The organism is Pseudomonas edaphica, assembly GCF_005863185.1.
GTDB lineage: Bacteria > Pseudomonadota > Gammaproteobacteria > Pseudomonadales > Pseudomonadaceae > Aquipseudomonas > Aquipseudomonas edaphica.
Genome location: NZ_VBVZ01000050.1, coordinates 1 through 18,306, shown reverse-complemented (window position 1 = coordinate 18,306; position 18,306 = coordinate 1). Strand labels below are relative to the sequence as shown.

Here is an 18,306-nt window from a genome sequence, read left to right as displayed (position 1 = left end):
TGATCCGCACGTCCGGCGGGTAACCGGCAATCTTGTACTGCGCCAACGAGGTCTGCATCACTTCGAAGCTCTGATTGATCAGGTCCAGCAGTGACGCCGGCCCGACGTTATCGATAATAAACGAGCCGGTCGCGGACTTCGGTGCGCCTTGTTTTTCCGGGGCGGCCGCAGGTTGTTGGGCCTCGGGTTCGGCCGACTCCAGCCACGGGTTGATTTCGGCGGCCTGGGACTGCAAGGCTTCCTGTTCCAGCTTCATCAGTTGCTCGGCCTGTTTGCGCCGAAACGGCAGGTGCGAACCCAGTGATTTGGCCAAGCTGTTGAAGCGGCTCTTGAACGCCGGCGGGCGCTGGATCACTGGCAGGTGGTAGTGCTTCTGGTTGGTGGCGTTGAGGTTGACTGCGATGATCAAGTCGCAATGGCTCGACACCACCGGCACGATCGGCAGCGGGTTGAGCAGGCCGCCGTCCACCAGCATGCGGTTGCCTTGCATCACCGGCGTGAACAGGCTGGGAATCGCCGCCGAAGCGCGCATGGCCTGGTGCAGGCAGCCTTCCTGGAACCAGATTTCCTGTTGGTTGGTCAGGTCGGTGGCCACGGCGGTGTAGGGAATCCGCAGTTCTTCGATATTGATCTCGCCGACAATCTTGCGGATTTGCCCGAAGACTTTTTCGCCACGAATCGCCCCCAGTCGAAAGCTCACGTCCACCAGGCGCAGCACGTCCAGGTAGTCGAGGCTCTCGATCCAGTTGCGGTATTCGTCGAGCTTGCCGGCGGCGTAGATCCCGCCGACCACGGCGCCCATGGAGCAGCCGGCGATACAGGCGATGTCGTAGCCGCGCCGTTCGATTTCCTCGATCACGCCGATGTGGGCGTAACCGCGGGCGCCGCCGGAGCCGAGCACCAAGGCAACACGTTTTTTCATGAGCTGATCCTTCGCAAAACAGTGGCCCACAATGCGCTTACCGGCCGAGGGCATCAAAATATTTTTCCAGAATAGCCATTACGCTCGGGTATGCTCTGGCGGTAGGCATTTCTGAGCAGGCACTGCTGAAAGCACTTTTGAATGGACACTTCTGATTTCAGGCGGCCCCCAAGGCACTTTTCCTTGGAGGCAACGTCTACAGCCTACGACTGTTTTTCTATATTTGAGGTGTCATTGATGAAAGCCTGGATGTGTGTGCCTGTGATCGTGTTGGCCCTGGCCGGTTGTGCCGGCAAAACCGCATACCGCGACAGCTGTGGCACGCAATTGGATGCGGCCTGGCACGAGTTGGATTTGGCCAAGGCCGAAGGCTTTGCCGGCACCGTGAGCTACTCTAAGGCTTTGTCGCTGTTAACCGGCGCCAAGACCCAGCAGCAATTCGAAGCGTTTGAAGGCTGTTCCAACAAGGCCGAGAAAGCGCGCTTCTACATTCGTGAGTCCCGCGCCGGGCGTTGATCGGTAAGCGGCGACTAGGGTTTCATCGTTAAGGGGGAAGGGATGTCAGCGCTGGTTGATCAGTTAGTCGCTCAGGTCATTGGCCTGGAAGTAGGGTTACTGAGCTGCCAGGCTCGCCTCGCCGCCGTTACCGACGATGAAGCCTTGCATGACCTGCGCACCACCGTGCGGCGCCTGCGCAGTTTGTTGCGCCCCTTGCGTGGGCTACCAGGTGTCGAGCAGCTGGAATTGGCCGCCAGCACGGTCGGCCAATTGACCACGCCGTTGCGTGACCGTGAGGTTCTGGCGGCGTATTTGCAGCAGCACGGCCATCACGCGGCGGCCGACCGGCGCCTGCGTTTGCAGGCCGATGCTTACCGCCAGGTGGCGCAAAGCCCGGAACTCGCGCATTTGCTGCTGATCCTGGATGCCTTCCCGCGGTTTATCCGCGCCTCCCAACACCAGAGACTGCTCAAAGGCCTGCGCCCGCGCATCGAGAAGCGTCTGGCCAAGCAGTCGCAGAAACTCGATGACGCCCTCAAAGACCCGGATCATGACCGCCACCGTCTGCGCCTGCTGATCAAGCGCGTGCGCTACGCGGCCGAAGCCTACCCCGAACTGGACAAACTGCCGGCCAAGGCGATGCAACGCCTCAAGCAAGCGCAAGGCGCCCTGGGCGATTGGCACGATTGCTGGCAATGGCTGGCCCAGGCTGAACATCAACCCGACCTGCAGCCGTGTGTTGCGGTTTGGCAGCGCACCATGGCCAAGGCTGAAGGCCAGGCGGATCGGGTGCTGGACAAGCTCAGCGCGGATTGTTTCTAAACCGGTCCGGCTTTTGGCCGGAATAGGCGCTGTGCCTGCTCAACCTGCTGGTTAAGATCCCGACATCGGTTTTCTGGATGTGAGGTTGCCATGCGCTTTTGTGATTTGCTCGATGCCGCCCGTAACAACCCGCTGGAAGTGACCATCCCTGCCGAGTGGGCGCAGGGCCGCGCAACCTTTGGTGGCCTGGTGGCTGCCTTGCAATACGAAGCCTTGCGCGCCCAAGTGCCGGCGGATCGGCCTTTGCGTTCGCTGGCCATCACCTTTGTCGGCCCGGTAGCGCCGGATGTGCCCGCCAGTTATCAAGTCGAAGTGCTGCGCGAAGGCAAGGCGGTCAGCCAGTTGCTCGGCCGCGTGGTGCAGAACGGCGAAGTGGCGACCTTGGTACAAGCCAGCTTTGGCGCGGCCCGTGAGTCGGTAATTGATGTGTCGAGCGAAGCGCCGCCGGTGTTCAAACACTGGGATGAGTGCCAGGAACTGCCCTATATCAAGGGCGTTACCCCCGAATTCATGCGTCACTTGGCGATGCGCTGGAGTGTCGGCGGCCTGCCGTTTACCGGTAATAAATCCCGCGACATGGGCGGTTGGGTGCGTTTGCGTGGGGACGTGAAGGAAGAGCCGCTGACCGAGTCGCATATTCTTGCTCTGGTCGACGCCTGGCCACCGGCCTTGCTGCCGCACCTGACCAAGCCCGCGCCGGGCAGCACCTTGACCTGGACCATCGAGTTCATCCAGCCGCTGCAAAGCCTGACCACCCTCGACTGGTGCCAGTACTACGTCAATATCGAGCACGCCCGCGACGGCTACGGCCATGCCGCTGCCGCGCTGTGGAGCCCGAGCGGCGAGTTGATCGCCATCAGCCGCCAGACCGTGGTGGTCTTCGCCTGAGCCTCAGAAGTGCTGGCTGCCCTGGGCTTCCAGCGTGCGGCCGTGGCGTTGCAGTGCTAGGCCCGCCAACACGCCGACGACGCCGATGGCAAAACTGGCCAGGCTGAAGCTGAATACGCCAGACACCATCAACAGAAAACCAATGATCAGCAAAGGCACGGCAATCAGTTGCAGGCCCAAGTTGGTGGGGTGCTGGTGAGCCTGTGGCTGAGTGCGCCATTGCCAGGCGGGGAAGTTGGGGTGACGTTTGCCCATGATGATCAATCCTCTGTCCGTTGAAACAACATGGACAAAGTTTAGGTCGCAGGCACCTGGGACGGCGAATCAAGGCTCGCTATGGAGGCCATAGCCAGCCTTGTTTGGCTTATAGCTTCAATTGCCCGATCGCCTTGCTCAACTCCCCGGCCAAGGTCGCCAGCTGATTGCTGGTGGTGGCCGACTCCACCGTCTGCTGCACGGTGTTCTCGGTCACATCGCGAATGCTCACCACCGCGCGGTTCATCTCTTCGGCCACATGGCTCTGCTGTTCGGCGGCCACGGCAATCTGGGTGTTGCTTTCGCGCATCTGGGCCACAGCACTGGTGATTTCGGCCAGTGCGGCACCGGCATCCTGGGCTTGTTGCACACAGTCGTCGGCCTTGAACGAGCTTTCCTGCATGAAGTCCACCGCGTCGCGGGTGCCGGCTTGCAGCGCCGACACCATGCGGGTGATTTCATCGGTGGAGCTTTGCACGCGCTTGGCCAGGTTGCGTACTTCGTCGGCGACCACGGCAAAACCACGGCCCATTTCGCCGGCGCGGGCGGCTTCGATGGCGGCGTTGAGGGCGAGCAGGTTGGTCTGTTCGGCAATGCTGTGGATCACGCCGACCACACCGTTGATTTTCTGACTGTCTTCGGCGAGTTTCTGGATCATTTCAGCCGTCTGCTGCACGCCGGTGGACAGGCCGGCGATAGAGCGCTGTACCCGGGTGACCACTTCCTGGCCGCTGCCGGCGAGGGTGTCGGCGGTCTGGGACAGGTCGCGGGTAGCGCCGGCATGTTGAGCGATATGGTAGACGGTGGCGGTCATCTCATTGATGGCGGTAGCCGCCTGGTCGGTTTCGCTTTGCTGGCCGAGCATGCCGTGCTGTACCTCGTTCATGCTGCTGGCCAGGCGCGCGGCGCCGTCATCGAGTTGCTGGGCGGTGCGCGCCACGGTACTCACCACGCGCTGATAGCCGGCCTGCATGGCGTTGAAGGCGCTGGCCATCTGGCCCACCTCGTCCGTGCAGGCCAGGGGCACGCGGGCCGACAGGTCGCCGGTCTTCTCCACGTGCAGCATTACGTCCTTGAGGGTGTTGAGTTGGCTGAGCAGGAAGCGGATCAACAACTGCGAGGCACCGAGCATCGCCAGCATGAGGATCAACACGGCCACGGCGTAGTTGGCGAAGCGTTCGCTGAAGACCTGGCTGAGGCTGCGGCCATAGGCCAACACGGCGATCTGTTGGCCATCGGCCCGTGTGACGACGTCGGCACCGATCAGTGGGTTTTCCCCGAGCAAGGGCATGTGATTGAGTTCGACCCAACCGCTGGCGGTGCTCAAGGCGGACAGATCCTGATCAGCCAACGATGGGATTTGGCCGCGGGCAAAGGTCAGCCAATGTTCATCTTTGGGTAATGGGGTGTTGGCCGGCCAGGCACCGAGTAATCGCGCCTGGGCCTGTGCCGAGGCCCGAGATGCATCGCTGCGGGCCTGTTGCTCGAGCTGCACGGCGTAGAGCACCAGCAGTAAGGTGGTGATGAAAGCGACCGCATTCACGGCCCAGAATTTGTACTTCAGCGAGATATTGCTAAGCCAGGCACCCATGGAAGGTTTTCTCTGATAGCGGAAACAGCATTGGCAAGGTGCCATTATTGTGCCGCTACTCAGGAAAGCGTTTTTGACATGGGTCAATGCGCCGCATCATGTGTGAGCTGGCTTGCCTGCGATGGCATCAACTCGGTACACCTGACATACCAAGGTGCCTGCATCGCAGGCAAGCCAGCTCCCACATTTAATCGGGTATGGCTTCTGAGCTCACGTCGAACCCTGCGTTGCCACCGAGGGCAGCCCAAAAAACGCACGGGAGCAGGCGGTGCTGTGCTCGGCCAGGTCTTCCGTCGTTTCATTGCGATGCAGTGCCACTTCACGCAGCACTTCGGGCAAATAAGCCGGTTCATTGCGGCCATTTTTCGGTTTCGGCCGCAGGGTGCGCGGTAGCAAGTACGGCGCATCGCTTTCCAGCATCAGGCGGCCACGGGGAATTTCTTTGACCAGCGGATGCAGGTGTGTGCCACGGCGCTCGTCGCAGATCCAGCCGGTGATGCCGATATGCAAGTCGAGGTCGAGGTAGCTGAACAGCGCCTGTTGTTCGCCGGTAAAGCAATGCACCACGGCGGCGCTGAGGTGGTCGCGGTAATCCTTGAGGATCTCCAGCAGGCGCTGGTTGGCGTCACGTTCGTGCAGAAACACCGGCAGTTTCAGCTCAACCGCCAGTGCCAGGTGCTCTTCAAGGACTTTTTCCTGCTGCGGACGCGGGGAAAAGTCGCGGTTGAAGTCCAGCCCGCATTCGCCCACCGCACGCACGCGGCTTTCGTTGAGCAACCCGCGCAAACGTTGGGCGCTGTCGCCGTTCCAGTCACTGGCCGAGTGCGGGTGGATGCCGGCGGTGCTGAACAGGCGTTGGCCGCTGTCATCGAGGTTTACGCACAGTTCCAGGGCTTGCTCGCTGCCTTCGACGCTGGTACCGGTGAGCACCAATTGTTGCACGCCGGCGGCGTAGGCACGGTCGAGAACGGCCTGGTGCCTCTCGTCGAAACTGGGGTTGGTCAGGTTGACGCCGATATCAATGAGTTGCATGGTGCTAGCTCCGCCTGCGGCCGGAAAGCATATCAGAGCTGTAGATTTATAAGAAAAACTAAGAACTACAACGCGTTATAGCTGTCTTTGAACGTCGCAAGTGACATTGTGGCGGGCCCATCGCCTGCCCCGACGCCACCGTTGCGTGCCTTGCCAGCGCTTGAAGCGCTCTGTTTCTGACCTCCAGCTTCTCGTCTTTCACGAGATGGCTGGCCAGTATTCTTTCCGGAGAGCGGATGATCCGACCCTCGGCGTTGCTTATGTTGTGCCTGACGTTACTGCTGCCCATGGCGGCGGTCGCACGTCTGGACGGGCCGCTGGAAGTGACCAAGCCCGGCAAGGTTCGTGATTTGGCGCAGATCCGTTCCAGCCGCACCCTGCGTGTGCTGGTCAACCAGAGCCGTAACAGTTCCGGTGAGGTCCAGGGCCAGGCCATCGGGGTCGAATACCATCGTCTGCGAGCCTTCGAGCAATACCTGAACGGCCATGCCCGGGATGGAGAAGCAATCAACCTCAAGATTATTCCCAAGGCCAAGGACCAATTGCTCGGCGCGTTGGCCCGTGGCGAAGGCGACTTGGTGGCGCCGGGTGAATTACTCGATGTGAAGGCCGCGCACAAAATCAGCACCAGCGACCCGATTGCCAGTGGTGTGCCGCTATGGCTGGTGGGCGTGAAGGGTGAGCGGCGGTTTACCAAGCTGGAGCAATTGTCCGGGCGCACCCTGGCGTTGACCACCGGCAGTGCGGCGGCGGACGCGATCAATCAGGTCAACCAGCAACTGGCGCTGCACAAGCGCCCGCCGGTAAAGGTGGAGTGGGTTGACCCGACGCTGGCCGTGGAGGATGTGTTGGAGATGGTCCAGGCCGGGATCTTCCACCTCACCATCGTTGAAAAACCGATTGCCGAACGCTGGTCGAAAATCCTGCCCAAACTGCGTTTTGATCGGCAGGTGGTGATCAGCGAGCCGGGCGACGAATACTGGTTTGTGCGCCAGGATGCCTCGATGCTGCGGGCCAGTATCGATCGCTTCCTCAAGACTTACCACACGCCGTCCGACCAGGACGTGGTGTTCCAGCGGATCTATCGACGTCTCTACCAAGTGCGCAACCCGCTGGCCCGCGCCGACCGCCAGCGCCTGGAGAAACTGCGTCCGGTGCTGCAAAAGCACGCCCGTGAGCAGGGCATGGACTGGCTGAACCTGGCCGCGCTGGCGTTCAAGGAATCCGCACTCGACCCTGGCGCGCGCAACAGCGGCGGGCCTACCGGCCTGATGCAAATCACGCCATCGGCGGCCCAGCGGGTGGGGGTGAACAATATCGAGAGCCTGGACAGCAACGTGCAGGCCGGTGCGCGCTACCTGGCGATGATCCGCCGCAAGTTCTTCGCCAGCCCCAAGCTCAACGAGCGCGAGCGCATGGCCTTTGTGCTGGCGGCTTATAACATGGGGCCGGAGCGGGTCCAGGGTATGCGTGCAGAGGCTCGCCGGCGGGGCTTGAACCCCAATCAGTGGTTCTTCCAGGTCGAGCGTATTGCCATGGAACAGGTGGGAATGGGCGGCGTCAGCTATGTTAATAGCGTGAACAAGTATTACTTGGCGTTTGATCGGGAGCGTGAATCCCTGGAGCCGTCGGCGCCGAAAATTGCCTCACGAAAATAATCGGTTTTATCGATAAGTATTAGGCGATTTTTGCGCTTTTATCATTGTCTGATCCGATTAATATAGCGGCCAACCAACCCCTACTTTGAAAAGGATTCTCTCCATGAGCCCACTGATCACTCGCATTCTGTCCACTCGCGCCGGTTACGGCCTGACCATCCTGCGAATTTTTGTCGGCATCGTTTTCGCCGCTCACGGTTCGCAAAAGCTCTTTGGCTGGTTTGGCGGCGGCGGCTTGGCCGGTACTGCGCAATACATGGAAAGCCTCGGCCTGACCCCAGGCACGCTGATGGCGGTGTTGTCCGGCGGTACTGAGTTCTTTGCTGGCCTGGCCTTGATCATCGGCTTGCTGGCGCGCCCAGCGGCTTTGGGCCTGACCTTCCTGTCGCTGGTGGCAATCTTCTCGGTGCATATCCATAACGGCTTGTTCATGGCCAACAACGGTTATGAGTTCGCCTTGGCCTTGCTCGGTGGTGCGTTGGCGGTACTCTTCGAAGGTGCTGGCAAACTTTCGGTCGACCGCGCCATTGCCCACTGATGACCCGCGTTACCTGCTGAAAAAGCCCGCCATGAGCGGGCTTTTTCATTGCTCGGGATTCTTGACATCGCCCCACCGGCTTCTCTAGGATGCTGCTCATGCGCCGATTTAAACAGCTAATTGCGGGGCGCCACTGGGACTCAATGCAGCCCGACAGAAGCATGCACTCATCAAGAGTCAGGTTTCGAAATACCGCTAAAGCGCTGGTTCGGTGTTGCCTCTCACCTGCCCGCAGACTTTTGAGGCAGAGACACGACACGATGAATGCACCACGCCCCCTCATACGCCTGGCTCCGATCACCGCGGACCTGACTCAACGCAACCCCAAAATCCTCTTGGGTGGCAAGCATCAGCCGACCTTGCTGCGTTACCTCGACGGATGGCCGCGCCGCACCGGGCGCCCTTCAGCGTTTCTGATCCAGTTTGTGGAAGATGGCGACTCCCTGGCGCGTTTTGCCAGCAACAGCTTTGATCTTGCCGTTATCCAGGCACCCAGCGCGGGCGATGCCGAGGAAGTGATCCGCCAACTGACGCGCATCGCCCGGCAAGGGCTGATTGCGCGTCGTTGACGGCTGATCAGTGAACGACAGCCGCCGATCGACGACGCCGGTGGTAGAGGAACACTGCACAGGCGATCAGGCATAACGGCAGCGGTACTGCGCCAATCATCAGCAGCTTGAGGTTGCGTTCTGTTCGATGCACCGATGCATACGCCTGGACCTTGAGTGCCTGCAACTCCATGGGCAGCCGCAGGCGTTCCTTGTTGAGCGCCTGCAACTGGATATTGGTGTCCACTGCACGGGTGCCGAAGCCAATACTCGGTGGGTTCAGGCGTTGCCATTCTTGCTCGGTTTGCTCCAGCCGTTTTTGCAGTTCCCCGGCCTTTTGTGCATAAGCCTGTTCGGCCGCCTCGCGCAGTTGCTCCAGTGCGTGGGTGGACTGGCTGCTTGCACGGGGTTGAATGCTTGCGAGCACGTCGGGAGCCGCAAGGTTATCCAAGGTGTTCAAGACAAACATCACGTTGTTGTTGGGCGCAGAGTTGATCACAGCGTCCATCAGTAAATCGGTGTCCGCGACCACCACCACCTCGATCTGTGCGGCCTTTTGCAAGCCTGCAGGCTGCCCGTCAATGCCGTCTGGAAAGGCCGAGTAGGCGGGGCCTTCGAGGCGCGCCGCGATCACGTGGGGTTGCGTGGCAGCCGGTATCCTTTCAGCCAGTAAGTCGTCTGCAGACGTTGCTGCAAAGCGGCCTGCGTCCAGCAGGGTGGAGCGCCTGGAGCTTTGTAACAGAGGCGTGAGTGTGGTGCGGCTTTTCCTCACGCGCGACAGCGCACCGCTGCTTGATACGATGACTGTATCCAATTTCCAGGCACTCACATCGTTGGCCGCCATTGCTTGCCGTGGCAGGTTCAGCTTGGCCGGGTGCAGTACTGCTGGCGCACCTGAACCAAATGCGTGATCGACCAGCAGTTTGTCCGCCGGCATCTGTATGCCCCAAGCCGCCAGTAGCCCGTCCAGCCTTGTGTCGACGGGTTTGGCGTTTGTCTCGGCCTCGCTCACCGGGTCAATAAAGAGCATCAGTTTGCCGCCCCTCAATACAAACTGGTCAATCGCATACAGGGTTTGTTCCGGCAGGGCGCGCGGGTGCACAACCATCAGGGTTTTGATCGATTCGGGCACTGTCGGAGTGCTTGATGCCAGGCCTGTCAGATCAAAATGCTGATGCATCTGTGCCAGCAACTGTTCACCGGACGCGTTCAATGCCAACCCCGTCAATACGCCGACGGTGGGGGGCTCGGGGTGCATCAGTTGGTGGATCAGATGGCTGATTTCGTACTCAAGCAAGGGCTCGTCATCCAGGCGCAGTACATTGATACGTTGCGCGGGCTGGCCTGGGCGGGTGCCGATGAGGCCAAGAAAGCCTTGCTTGTCATCCAATCCGAACAGGCCGGCCTTGTAGGCATCCTCTGAATAAGGAGTAGGATCTATAACATGTAGGTTAATCATGGTTGCTGACGCTTTTTCGAACTCTTTGAGTAAATCTTCCACTCGTTCGCCGAAGCGGTTTATTGCCTGGCTTCTTCTTGGGTCATTACTTGAGTTGAAGTAATACAAATCCAGTGGGTGTTCCAGAGAGGCAAGCAGTTGTCGCGCAGGGGGCGATAACGTGTGGATTTTCTGCTGTGAGAAGTCCCAGCGGATATTCGGTAGTTTGCCGACCCACGCGAGATTGAATGCAAGGAAAAGCAGCAATATGACCACCAATGTCATACCCGTACTCAGAGTAGAACGCATCGTTTGCTTTCCTTCTCAACTGGTTTTGTAGTTGAGCGTGACGGTGGATGCCGAGAGAAAGGCAAGGATCATGCTGATGTAGTACAAGCCGTCATGCAGCGTCAGTTTGCCGTTGTCGATAGCCCCGAAACGTGAAATCGGGTTAATCGAGACCAGGCTGTCTACGACCCAGATCGGCGCCTGATGCTCAAGTGCGTCGAGAACCGATGAAAGTCCGCTGGCGGCCAGTAACATCACCACCGTTATCAGGAAGACAGCCAAACGTTGGTGGGTCAGGGTAGACGTAAAGCATCCGACAGAAAGATAAGCGCCGGCCAGCAACCAACTGGCTAGAAACTGTGAAGCGATAACACGGTTGTCGGCGGTGCCGAGGTAGTTGGCGAGGATTACCAGTGGGAAAGTAAGCAGCAATGCGATTGCGCACACGACCCACGCAGCCAGAAACTTTCCGATGACCCGCTCTGCGCTGGTGATGGGCAGGGTTTTCATCATGTCGCGCATGCCGGCGTGGTGTTCGTCCGACCATAATTGCGTCGACAACATGGGAATCAGAAGCAGGTAGAGCCAAGGGTGCAATTGGAAAAAACCCTGCAGGTCGCCGCTTTCCTGTTCCAGCCATTTGCTTGTGTACAACCCCAAGGTGGCGCACAACACTAGAAACGCGGCAATACCGAGGTACGTGCTGGGTGTACAGGCATAACTGGCCAGTTGGCGCTTGAAAATGACAGGCAGCAGTTTCAAAGAGTGACCTCGTGGCTCAGATGCTGAACGACTTCGTTCAGGCGACCTGGCTCCAGATTCAGTGACGTTATGTTCCAGCCGCGGCTGGCGATAAGTGCGTTGATATGGGGGTAGATGGCGTGCCCGGGCATCGCCAGAACCGTTACGGTGCCGGGCGCATGCCGGTCCTCTTCTATACCTGCCACGCCGGGTAATACGGCAAGGGCGAGTAAATCCAGGGGTGTTTCTGCGGCCAGCGTGACAGCTCGGTAATGCCGGGAGTTGCGCTGCAAATCGGGCAGCGGGGTGTCTGCCACAAGGTGCCCTGCTGCGATAACCAAGGCGCGCGTGCAAAGGCTCGACAGGTTGTCGCAATGCCGGGAGGCGATCAGGACCGTCATGTCTTCGGTCAGCGACTGGATCAGGGTCTTGAACTTGAGCAGTTGATCCGTTGCCAGCCCCTCAATCGGTTCATCGAGCAGCAGCAGGCCGGGGGTGTGCAGGATCGCCTGGGCGATAGCGACTCTGCGCTTCAAACCGACGGAAAGCGTATCGATCGGTGCATCGAGTACACGTGATAATTCCAGGCGCATGGCTGCTCGATCAACCCGGCTGCGTTTTTCAGCACCGCTGAAGCCGCGTACGGCGGCAATGAAATTGAGCACGCCTTTGACCGACATCGTTTGATGGCTAAGGCCGTCCTGGAGTTGATAGCCGAGGGCTCTTCGCGCTTGCAGAGGATGAGCCTGGGTATCAAAGCCTTCGACAGTGACATGCCCGGCCGAGGGGCTGGCCAAACCGGAGATAACATTCAGCAGTGTGGTTTTGCCTGCGCCACTCTCCCCGAACAAGCCGATACATTCCTGGCGTTGAGCGCTGAACGAGAGATTAGTGATGACGTTTCTTTTACCCAAACGCTTTGTCAGGCTGCTTATCTCGAGCATCTTTTTACCGAATAAGTTTTGCGAGGCGTAAGAACTTGTACCGTCATGCACGGTAAGCGCCGAGAAAGATACGTTTAATCATTGGACTTGGGAACAAGGGGACATACTTCTCAGATAATTCCTACGCCGAATCGGATAACTTGCTGAAACAATTGCGTTGTTCCGAGGTTAGTTAATGGCCGGGTATTTATCTGGCGCTTATATAAGGTTTACTCTTTCGCAATAAGGCCTGAATATCATGATGCTTCTTCGCACGCTTGTTCTTGAACGCAGCGGTCAGGACACGCCGGTCAACGGTGCACTGCTTTGTGGGTTTGCCGTTGCACAGACCGATTCCAATTTTTTGGTCTATAGCCTGGATGAAGAGACCGAACCTGGTAACTCCAGGGTCTACATCGCGGCGCTACGCAAGAAACTCGACCGGTACTTCCTCGGCGGGGTCGAGTCCAAGGAAGACCTGCAAGTTGCCATGCAAGTGTTCAAGCAAATCCTGATGGTGGCCGCCGCTTCCGGGACTAAGAACGGCACCGTTATCGAATCCTCGGTGCCTTTTCATTTCATTGATTTGAAAGGCTGCAAGTTACCGCCCGCCAGGCCTGAGGACCATCACTCGATGATCATCAAGAAGGCATTGGTCATGAAGGTCATTACCCTGGGCATGTCGGCACCCGTACTGCCGGCCATCGAAAGTGCTTCGTTGATCGTGCCTTCGATTCGCTTCTCGTCGCAGATGATTTCGCCGCCCAGGGCCACGAACCCAGCCAGGCCCGTCGAGCCGCCAGTTTCAGAGCCGGCCCAGGCTCAGCCATTGGAGGCTCCCGCCGCGATAGCCCCTGCGCCAGAACCTGAACCAGAGCCAGAACCAGAACCAGAACCCGCGCCAGAGCCAGTGCCAGTGCCCGTCGAGCTCAGCGCGCCACCTGTTCAGGTCGAGCAAGCAGCGCCTGCACCGCGCCCACCTGCGCCGAAGATGGAACATGCCTCGTTGGTTGAGGTAGACAGCACGTTGTCCAGCCTGGCAAAGGTCGCCCAAGAGCTGTCGCAACAGCAACTTGCGGTGAACGAGCGCGAGGAAATGCTAACGCAGTGGCAGGCACGACTCGAGCAGGAACAGGGTGAGCTGGACGAAAGGAGCCAGGAGTTGCAGCAACAAGCAACGCAGTTGCAGGCGCGAAACCTTGAGGTTGGCCAGAAGGCTGAGAAGTTGACGCTGGCGCTGTCGCAGGTGGCGGGAATACGCCAGCGCCTGCAGAGTGTACTCCTGGAGCTTGATCAAACCCTGGACGGCCAGGCTTGAAGCTGATGTGTTCTACGGTCTGGCTACTTTTCAGGGTTCATTTATCATCAACCCCAGCCGGCCGGCGCCAGGGCATGACGCCTTGGCGTATCGGCACCATTGGACACTGTCTGGGGATGCACGCGTTTGAGTACCAAGCTGATAACCAAAGAAGGTCATGAGGCGCTGAAAAAAGAGCTGGATTACCTGTGGCGTGAAAAGCGTCCGGATACCACCCGCAAGGTGACTTGGGCGGCGTCCCTTGGTGATCGCAGCGAGAACGCGGACTATCAATACAACAAGAAACTGCTGCGTGAGATTGATCGGCGTGTGCGTTACCTGCGCAAGCGCCTGGAAGACATGCGGGTGGTGGAGTACATGCCCGAGCAGGAGGGCAAGGTGTTTTTCGGCGCCTGGGTCGATATCGAAAATGAGCAGGGCGAGACCAAGCGGTTTCGGATCGTCGGCTATGACGAAATTTATGAGCGCATGGATTACATCTCCATCGACTCCCCGATGGCCCGGGCGTTGCTGCGCAAGGAAGTCGACGATGAAGCCATGGTGCAGACGCCAACCGGCGAGGTGTGCTGGTGGATTACGGGTATCGAGTATGTGAAGTAAACGCTGGCCGGCACGCCGTCGGGCGTGCTGGCCAGCGCTGGTTTTCAACCTTCGCGTAACACCGTCAATGGGCTGGCATTCAACGCGCGACGCGTACCGAATACACCAGCGCCGCCGATCAGCACGGCACCGATCACTGGCAGCAATAGCAACCACGCGTGCGGATGCCACGCCAGGTCAAAGGCGTAACGGTACAGCACCCAGGTCACCAACTCGGTGCCCAGGGCTGCCAGCAAGCCGCTTACCGCACCCAGCAAGCCGAACTCGATCCGTCGCGCCTTGACCAGCAACTTGCGCTCGGCCCCCAGCGCACGCAACAGCGCGCCTTGGCGAATCCGCTCATCCAGAGTCGCCTGCAGGCCCGAAAACAGCACGGCCATGCCCGCCGCCAGCACAAACAGCAACACGTACTCCACCGCCAGGGTCACTTGGGCGAGGATGCTGCGCAACTGCTCCAGCAAGGCTTCGACCTGCAGGATAGTGACGGCCGGGAAGGCCCGGGACAGGTCGACGATCTGTTGGTCATGCCCCGGCGCCAGATAGAAGCTGGTCAGGTAAGTAGCGGGCAGGTCCTTCAAGGTGCCCGGCTGGAAAATCATGAAAAAGTTGGGCTGGAAGTTGTCCCAGTTGATGGTTCGCAGGCTCGTCACCCGTGCTTCGCGGTTCTCGCCACCGACGGTGAACACCAGGTGATCATCGAGCTTCAGCTTCAGGCTTTCAGCGACCTTGGCTTCTACCGACACCCCTGGGATGCCATCGCCCGGTTGCTGTGACCACCAAGCGCCTGCGGTGAGGAGGTTGCCCGGTGGCAGGTCGGCTGCCCAGGTCAGGCTCAGGTCGCGCTGCACAGCGCGGTCACCGCTGGAGTCTTTGCTGACAATCTCCTGCACTGGCGCGCCATTAATGCTGATCAAGCGGCCCGGCACCACCGGGTACAGCGGCGCCGCTTGTGCTTGCAACTCCAGCAGGCGGGCGCCAAAGGCGTCTTTATCGGCCGGCAGGATGTTCAAGGCGAAATAGTTGGGGGCGTCCTTGGGTAGCTGGTTTTGCCAGGTGTCGAGCAATTCGCCGCGCAGCAGGGCGATCAAACCCATGGACAACAGGATCAAGCCAAACGCCAGGGACTGGCCGGCTGCGGCCAAGGGATGGCGCAGCAACTGGCCCAAACCCAGGCGCCAGGGCAGCGAGGCGCGAGCCAGTAGCCGGCGCAGGCTTTGCAGTAACAACAACAGCAGGCCGCCAAGGATCAGCGCGGCCATCACGCCACCGCCGAGCAATGCGAAGGTCAGCACCAGATCGAGGCTCAGGCGCCACATGATCAGGCCGAGGGCGAACAGCGCAGCGCCATACACCATCCAGGTGCTGGAAGGGATCGGCAGCATGTCACGTCGCAATACCCGCAGCGGCGGCACCCGGCCCAACGCTGCCAAGGGCGGCAATGCGAAGCCGGCGAGGGCGACCAGCCCGGTGCCGATGCCCGCCACTGCTGGCAGCAGCCCGCCGGGCGGCACGTCGGCCGGCAGCAAGTCATGCAGGAAATAGAACAGGCCAAATTGCGCCAACCAGCCGAGCACGGCGCCGGTGAGGCTGGCTAACAGGCCCAGTACGCTCAGTTGCAGGCTGAACAGCAGCATTGTTTCGCGGCGTGACAAACCCAGGCAACGCAGCAGCGCGCTGGCGTCGAAACGGCGGCTGGCGAAGCGGTTGGCCGACAGCGCCACGGCCACGCCGGCCAGCAGCACTGCCACCAGGCTGGCCATGTTCAGGTAACGCTCGGCCTTGCCCAGGGCTCCGCCGATCTGCTGGTTGCCGTCACGCGAATCCTGCAAGCGCTGGTTGGCGGCAAGGCCCGGTTTGACCAGGTCGCGATAGGTTTGCAGTGCCGTGCTGCCCTGGGGCGCACGCCACAGTTCGCGGTAGCTCACGCGGCTGCCGGGTTGCACCACGCCGGTGGCGTCCAGGTCGGCAAGGTTGATCATCACCCGTGGCGTGAGGCTGTAGAAGTTACCGGCGCGGTCGGGCTCGTAGGTCAGGATGTGCGTCAGCCGCAGGGTTTTCATGCCCACGTCGATGCTGTCGCCGACTTTGAGGTCCAGCGCCGTCAGCAGCCGTGCTTCCACCCAGGCTTCGCCGGGTTTTGGGCCGCCTCCTGCAGTTTCTGCGCCGAACGGCTGCGTGGCGCTTTTGAGTTCGCCGCGCAACGGGTACTGCTCGTTGACCGCCTTGATGCTGGAGAGCTGGATGCCATTATCGGTCGCGATAACGCTGGAGAACTCAACAATGCGCGCGTGATCCAGGCCCAGTTCGGTGCCTGACCTGATTTGCTCGAAGCGGGCCGGCGAGCTGCCTTCGAGTACCAGGTCGGCACCGAGGAATTCGGTGGCACGCAACAGCATGGCGCCGTTCAGGCGTGCACCGAAGTAGCCAATGGCGGTGCTGGCCGTGACCGCCACCAGCAGGGCGAAAAACAACACGCGCAACTCACCGGCGCGGGCGTCGCGCAGTAATTGGCGCATGGCAAGGCTGAACAGGCGCAACAGCGGCAAACGTGCCATCAAGGCTCCAGGGGCGCGACCATCAGGCCGGCTTCAAGGCGGATCAGGCGCCGGCAACGGTGGGCCAGGCGCTCGTCGTGGGTGACCAGCACCAGGGTCGTGCCGCTTTCTTTGTTGAGTTCGAACAGCAGGTCGCTGATGCGCTCGCCGGTGTGGCTGTCGAGGTTGCCGGTGGGTTCATCGGCAAACAGCACATCCGGTTCGGCGGCGAAGGCCCTGGCGATAGCGACGCGCTGCTGCTCGCCACCGGAAAGCTGGCGCGGCGAGTGGGTCAGGCGTTGGCCCAGGCCCACACGCTCCAGCAGGTGGGTGGCGCGCTCGCGGGCGTCCTTGCGGCCGTCCAGCTCCAGCGGCAGCATGACGTTTTCCAGCGCATTGAGGCTGTCGAGCAGTTGGAATGACTGGAAGACAAAACCCACGTGCTCGGCGCGTATGCGTGCGCGCTGGTCTTCGTCGAGGGTGCTCAAGGCTTGCCCGGCCAGCGTGACTTCACCGCTGCTGGGCAGATCGAGGCCGGCCAGCAGGCCGAGGAGGGTGGATTTGCCGGAACCGGAGCTGCCGACGATAGCCAGGCTATCGCCCTTGTTCAGTTCCAGGCTCAGTTCGTGCAGGATAGTCAGTTCACCTTCCGCGCTGGGAACCACTTTGCTAAGGTTTCGCGCGGTGAGAATGCTTGCGCCCATGGAGAATCCGATGCGAATGTGGTTTTTGAGTGCTGGCCTGGCCTTGATGTGCATGGCCCAGAACGCAGCGGCGGGTACAGTCCTGATCGTTGGCGATAGTATCAGTGCCGGTTTCGGGCTGGATACCAGCAAAGGGTGGGTAGCGTTGCTGGGACAACGGCTCAAGAGCGAAGGTTTCGACGATAAAGTGGTCAACGCCTCCATCAGCGGCGACACCAGTGCCGGAGGCCTGGCGCGGCTGCCGGCGGCGCTTGCAGAGCATAAACCGGATGTGGTGATTCTCGAGTTGGGTGGCAATGATGGCCTGCGTGGGCAGCCGCCAGCGCAATTGAAACAAAATCTTGCGTCGATGATTGACCAGTCCAAGGCCAAGGGCGCCAAGGTGCTGCTGCTGGGGATGCAGTTGCCCCCAAATTATGGCCCTAAATACACCACGGCATTTGCCGAGGTCTACGGTACCTTGGCCAAGGAAAAAAGCATCCCGCTGGTGCCGTTTTTCCTTGAGGGCGTGGGCGGCCATCCCGAGTTGATGCAGGCCGATCAGCTTCACCCGGCAGTCGGCGCACAGGGCAAGTTGCTGGAAAATGTCTGGCCGACGCTAAAACCGCTGCTATGACGCTTTTCTACCGGCAGGCTTTCGGCTAAGGTGGCGCCCCCCCGATCTGGAGCCCCCGATGTCGCGCCCTGCCTGGTCCCTGTTCAACTACCAACTGATCGAGCCTGACGAGCAGCTGGATCTGTTCGCCTGCCAGGAAGTCCGGGTGCATCTGGTTGCGCGTCAATTGGAGCTGGGTGGCTCGATCGACCGCACGCTGTGCGGCACTTTGTTGCCGGCGCAACCACGCTGGTCATCGGTGGACCGTGCGATTTTTCAGGACCAGCGCCTGTGCCCGCTGTGCCGGGCAATTCTCGAATCGCAAAAGCGTGGCACGCCGCTGATCTGGCCAGAGCTGCGCTTCGAGTAGCAGCGGGGCAGGTTGATGCCTGGATCGCGCTTCACGTATACAA

General features: G+C 60.3%; 18 protein-coding genes and 1 pseudogene. 10 read left to right on the top strand and 9 right to left on the bottom strand.

From position 1 onward, the window contains the following. Positions 1-922: patatin-like phospholipase family protein (locus FEM54_RS05515; protein WP_138449880.1), on the bottom strand; the 922-nt coding region annotated here is incomplete at its 3' end. 237 nt (positions 923-1,159) lie between these two features. Here FEM54_RS05515 and FEM54_RS05510 point away from each other — a divergent pair. The 3 genes from FEM54_RS05510 to FEM54_RS05500 all read left to right on the top strand — a co-directional run bounded on the left by FEM54_RS05510 (position 1,160) and on the right by FEM54_RS05500 (position 3,130). Next, complete coding sequence (locus FEM54_RS05510) at positions 1,160-1,438, top strand: hypothetical protein (RefSeq protein WP_010176194.1); 279 nt, start codon at positions 1,160-1,162, stop codon at positions 1,436-1,438. A gap of 42 nt (positions 1,439-1,480) precedes the next feature. After that, positions 1,481-2,242, top strand: a complete 762-nt coding sequence (locus FEM54_RS05505; protein ID WP_099549084.1) for a CHAD domain-containing protein — start codon at positions 1,481-1,483, stop codon at positions 2,240-2,242. Positions 2,243-2,332: 90 nt separating this feature from the next. Then, positions 2,333-3,130, top strand: coding sequence for an acyl-CoA thioesterase (locus FEM54_RS05500; protein WP_138449878.1), 798 nt, complete (start codon positions 2,333-2,335; stop codon positions 3,128-3,130). Positions 3,131-3,136: 6 nt separating this feature from the next. Here the strand turns inward: FEM54_RS05500 and FEM54_RS05495 are convergent. The 3 genes and pseudogenes from FEM54_RS05495 to FEM54_RS05485 all read right to left on the bottom strand — a co-directional run. Continuing rightward, a pseudogene (locus FEM54_RS05495) lies at positions 3,137-3,385 on the bottom strand (terminase); the annotation flags it as partial. Positions 3,386-3,494: 109 nt separating this feature from the next. Then, complete coding sequence (locus FEM54_RS05490) at positions 3,495-4,976, bottom strand: methyl-accepting chemotaxis protein (protein ID WP_138449876.1); 1,482 nt, start codon at positions 4,974-4,976, stop codon at positions 3,495-3,497. A gap of 210 nt (positions 4,977-5,186) precedes the next feature. Further along, positions 5,187-6,008: a TatD family hydrolase gene (locus FEM54_RS05485; RefSeq protein WP_138449875.1), complete on the bottom strand. Its 822-nt coding sequence runs from the start codon at positions 6,006-6,008 to the stop codon at positions 5,187-5,189. Positions 6,009-6,244: 236 nt separating this feature from the next. Here FEM54_RS05485 and FEM54_RS05480 point away from each other — a divergent pair, with 236 nt between their 5' ends. The 3 genes from FEM54_RS05480 (at position 6,245) to FEM54_RS05470 (ending at position 8,773) form a co-directional block, all read left to right on the top strand. Further along, the gene (locus tag FEM54_RS05480) at positions 6,245-7,666 is read left to right on the top strand and encodes an MltF family protein (protein ID WP_138449873.1); all 1,422 of its coding nucleotides are present in this window, start codon (positions 6,245-6,247) and stop codon (positions 7,664-7,666) included. Positions 7,667-7,769: 103 nt separating this feature from the next. After that, on the top strand, positions 7,770-8,204 hold the full coding sequence (locus FEM54_RS05475; RefSeq protein WP_017136132.1) for a DoxX family protein: 435 nt from the start codon (positions 7,770-7,772) through the stop codon (positions 8,202-8,204). Between the two features lie 260 nt (positions 8,205-8,464). Beyond that, positions 8,465-8,773 carry a hypothetical protein gene (locus FEM54_RS05470; protein ID WP_003172695.1) on the top strand — a complete coding sequence of 103 codons (309 nt, stop codon included), beginning with the start codon at positions 8,465-8,467 and terminating at the stop codon, positions 8,771-8,773. Positions 8,774-8,780: 7 nt separating this feature from the next. Here FEM54_RS05470 and FEM54_RS05465 read toward each other — a convergent pair whose 3' ends face one another. Genes FEM54_RS05465 through FEM54_RS05455 form a run of 3 tightly spaced genes read right to left on the bottom strand, consistent with a single transcriptional unit; the run spans position 8,781 to position 12,163 of the window. Continuing rightward, positions 8,781-10,499, bottom strand: coding sequence for a Gldg family protein (locus FEM54_RS05465; RefSeq protein ID WP_138449871.1), 1,719 nt, complete (start codon positions 10,497-10,499; stop codon positions 8,781-8,783). 15 nt (positions 10,500-10,514) lie between these two features. Further along, the gene (locus tag FEM54_RS05460; RefSeq protein ID WP_138449869.1) at positions 10,515-11,240 is read right to left on the bottom strand and encodes an ABC-2 transporter permease; all 726 of its coding nucleotides are present in this window, start codon (positions 11,238-11,240) and stop codon (positions 10,515-10,517) included. Continuing rightward, positions 11,237-12,163, bottom strand: a complete 927-nt coding sequence (locus FEM54_RS05455) for an ABC transporter ATP-binding protein (RefSeq protein WP_099549078.1) — start codon at positions 12,161-12,163, stop codon at positions 11,237-11,239. The genes FEM54_RS05460 and FEM54_RS05455 overlap by 4 nt, the downstream gene beginning before the upstream one ends. Before the next feature lie 238 nt (positions 12,164-12,401). On the opposite strand from FEM54_RS05455, the gene FEM54_RS33860 reads away from it, so the two are divergent. Further along, on the top strand, positions 12,402-13,460 hold the full coding sequence (locus FEM54_RS33860) for a hypothetical protein (RefSeq protein ID WP_171045803.1): 1,059 nt from the start codon (positions 12,402-12,404) through the stop codon (positions 13,458-13,460). A 126-nt stretch (positions 13,461-13,586) separates the two neighbouring features. Beyond that, positions 13,587-14,060, top strand: a complete 474-nt coding sequence (gene greB / locus FEM54_RS05445; RefSeq protein WP_056857197.1) for a transcription elongation factor GreB — start codon at positions 13,587-13,589, stop codon at positions 14,058-14,060. A gap of 44 nt (positions 14,061-14,104) precedes the next feature. Here greB and FEM54_RS05440 read toward each other — a convergent pair whose 3' ends face one another. Both FEM54_RS05440 and FEM54_RS05435 read right to left on the bottom strand, forming a co-directional pair. Further along, a complete protein-coding gene (locus FEM54_RS05440; protein ID WP_099549076.1) occupies positions 14,105-16,615 on the bottom strand; it encodes an ABC transporter permease in 2,511 nt (836 codons plus the stop codon). Beyond that, on the bottom strand, positions 16,615-17,298 hold the full coding sequence (locus FEM54_RS05435; protein ID WP_017136140.1) for an ABC transporter ATP-binding protein: 684 nt from the start codon (positions 17,296-17,298) through the stop codon (positions 16,615-16,617). The genes FEM54_RS05440 and FEM54_RS05435 overlap by 1 nt, the downstream gene beginning before the upstream one ends. Before the next feature lie 10 nt (positions 17,299-17,308). On the opposite strand from FEM54_RS05435, the gene FEM54_RS05430 reads away from it, so the two are divergent. Beyond that, positions 17,309-17,914, top strand: coding sequence for an arylesterase (locus tag FEM54_RS05430; protein WP_017136141.1), 606 nt, complete (start codon positions 17,309-17,311; stop codon positions 17,912-17,914). A gap of 58 nt (positions 17,915-17,972) precedes the next feature. Next, positions 17,973-18,263 (top strand): hypothetical protein, encoded by a 291-nt coding sequence (locus FEM54_RS05425; RefSeq protein WP_017136142.1) that lies wholly within the window; start codon positions 17,973-17,975, stop codon positions 18,261-18,263. The last annotated feature ends 43 nt before the right edge of the window (positions 18,264-18,306 follow it).

Coding starts and splice junctions, on each gene's coding strand:
- FEM54_RS05510 (WP_010176194.1), top strand. CDS start 1,160: ATGAAAGCCTGGATGTGTGTGCCTGTGATCGTGTTGGCCCTGGCCGGT.
- FEM54_RS05505 (WP_099549084.1), top strand. CDS start 1,481: ATGTCAGCGCTGGTTGATCAGTTAGTCGCTCAGGTCATTGGCCTGGAA.
- FEM54_RS05500 (WP_138449878.1), top strand. CDS start 2,333: ATGCGCTTTTGTGATTTGCTCGATGCCGCCCGTAACAACCCGCTGGAA.
- FEM54_RS05490 (WP_138449876.1), bottom strand. CDS start 4,976: ATGGGTGCCTGGCTTAGCAATATCTCGCTGAAGTACAAATTCTGGGCC.
- FEM54_RS05485 (WP_138449875.1), bottom strand. CDS start 6,008: ATGCAACTCATTGATATCGGCGTCAACCTGACCAACCCCAGTTTCGAC.
- FEM54_RS05480 (WP_138449873.1), top strand. CDS start 6,245: ATGATCCGACCCTCGGCGTTGCTTATGTTGTGCCTGACGTTACTGCTG.
- FEM54_RS05475 (WP_017136132.1), top strand. CDS start 7,770: ATGAGCCCACTGATCACTCGCATTCTGTCCACTCGCGCCGGTTACGGC.
- FEM54_RS05470 (WP_003172695.1), top strand. CDS start 8,465: ATGAATGCACCACGCCCCCTCATACGCCTGGCTCCGATCACCGCGGAC.
- FEM54_RS05465 (WP_138449871.1), bottom strand. CDS start 10,499: ATGCGTTCTACTCTGAGTACGGGTATGACATTGGTGGTCATATTGCTG.
- FEM54_RS05455 (WP_099549078.1), bottom strand. CDS start 12,163: ATGCTCGAGATAAGCAGCCTGACAAAGCGTTTGGGTAAAAGAAACGTC.
- FEM54_RS33860 (WP_171045803.1), top strand. CDS start 12,402: ATGATGCTTCTTCGCACGCTTGTTCTTGAACGCAGCGGTCAGGACACG.
- FEM54_RS05440 (WP_099549076.1), bottom strand. CDS start 16,615: ATGGCACGTTTGCCGCTGTTGCGCCTGTTCAGCCTTGCCATGCGCCAA.
- FEM54_RS05435 (WP_017136140.1), bottom strand. CDS start 17,298: ATGGGCGCAAGCATTCTCACCGCGCGAAACCTTAGCAAAGTGGTTCCC.
- FEM54_RS05430 (WP_017136141.1), top strand. CDS start 17,309: ATGCGAATGTGGTTTTTGAGTGCTGGCCTGGCCTTGATGTGCATGGCC.
- FEM54_RS05425 (WP_017136142.1), top strand. CDS start 17,973: ATGTCGCGCCCTGCCTGGTCCCTGTTCAACTACCAACTGATCGAGCCT.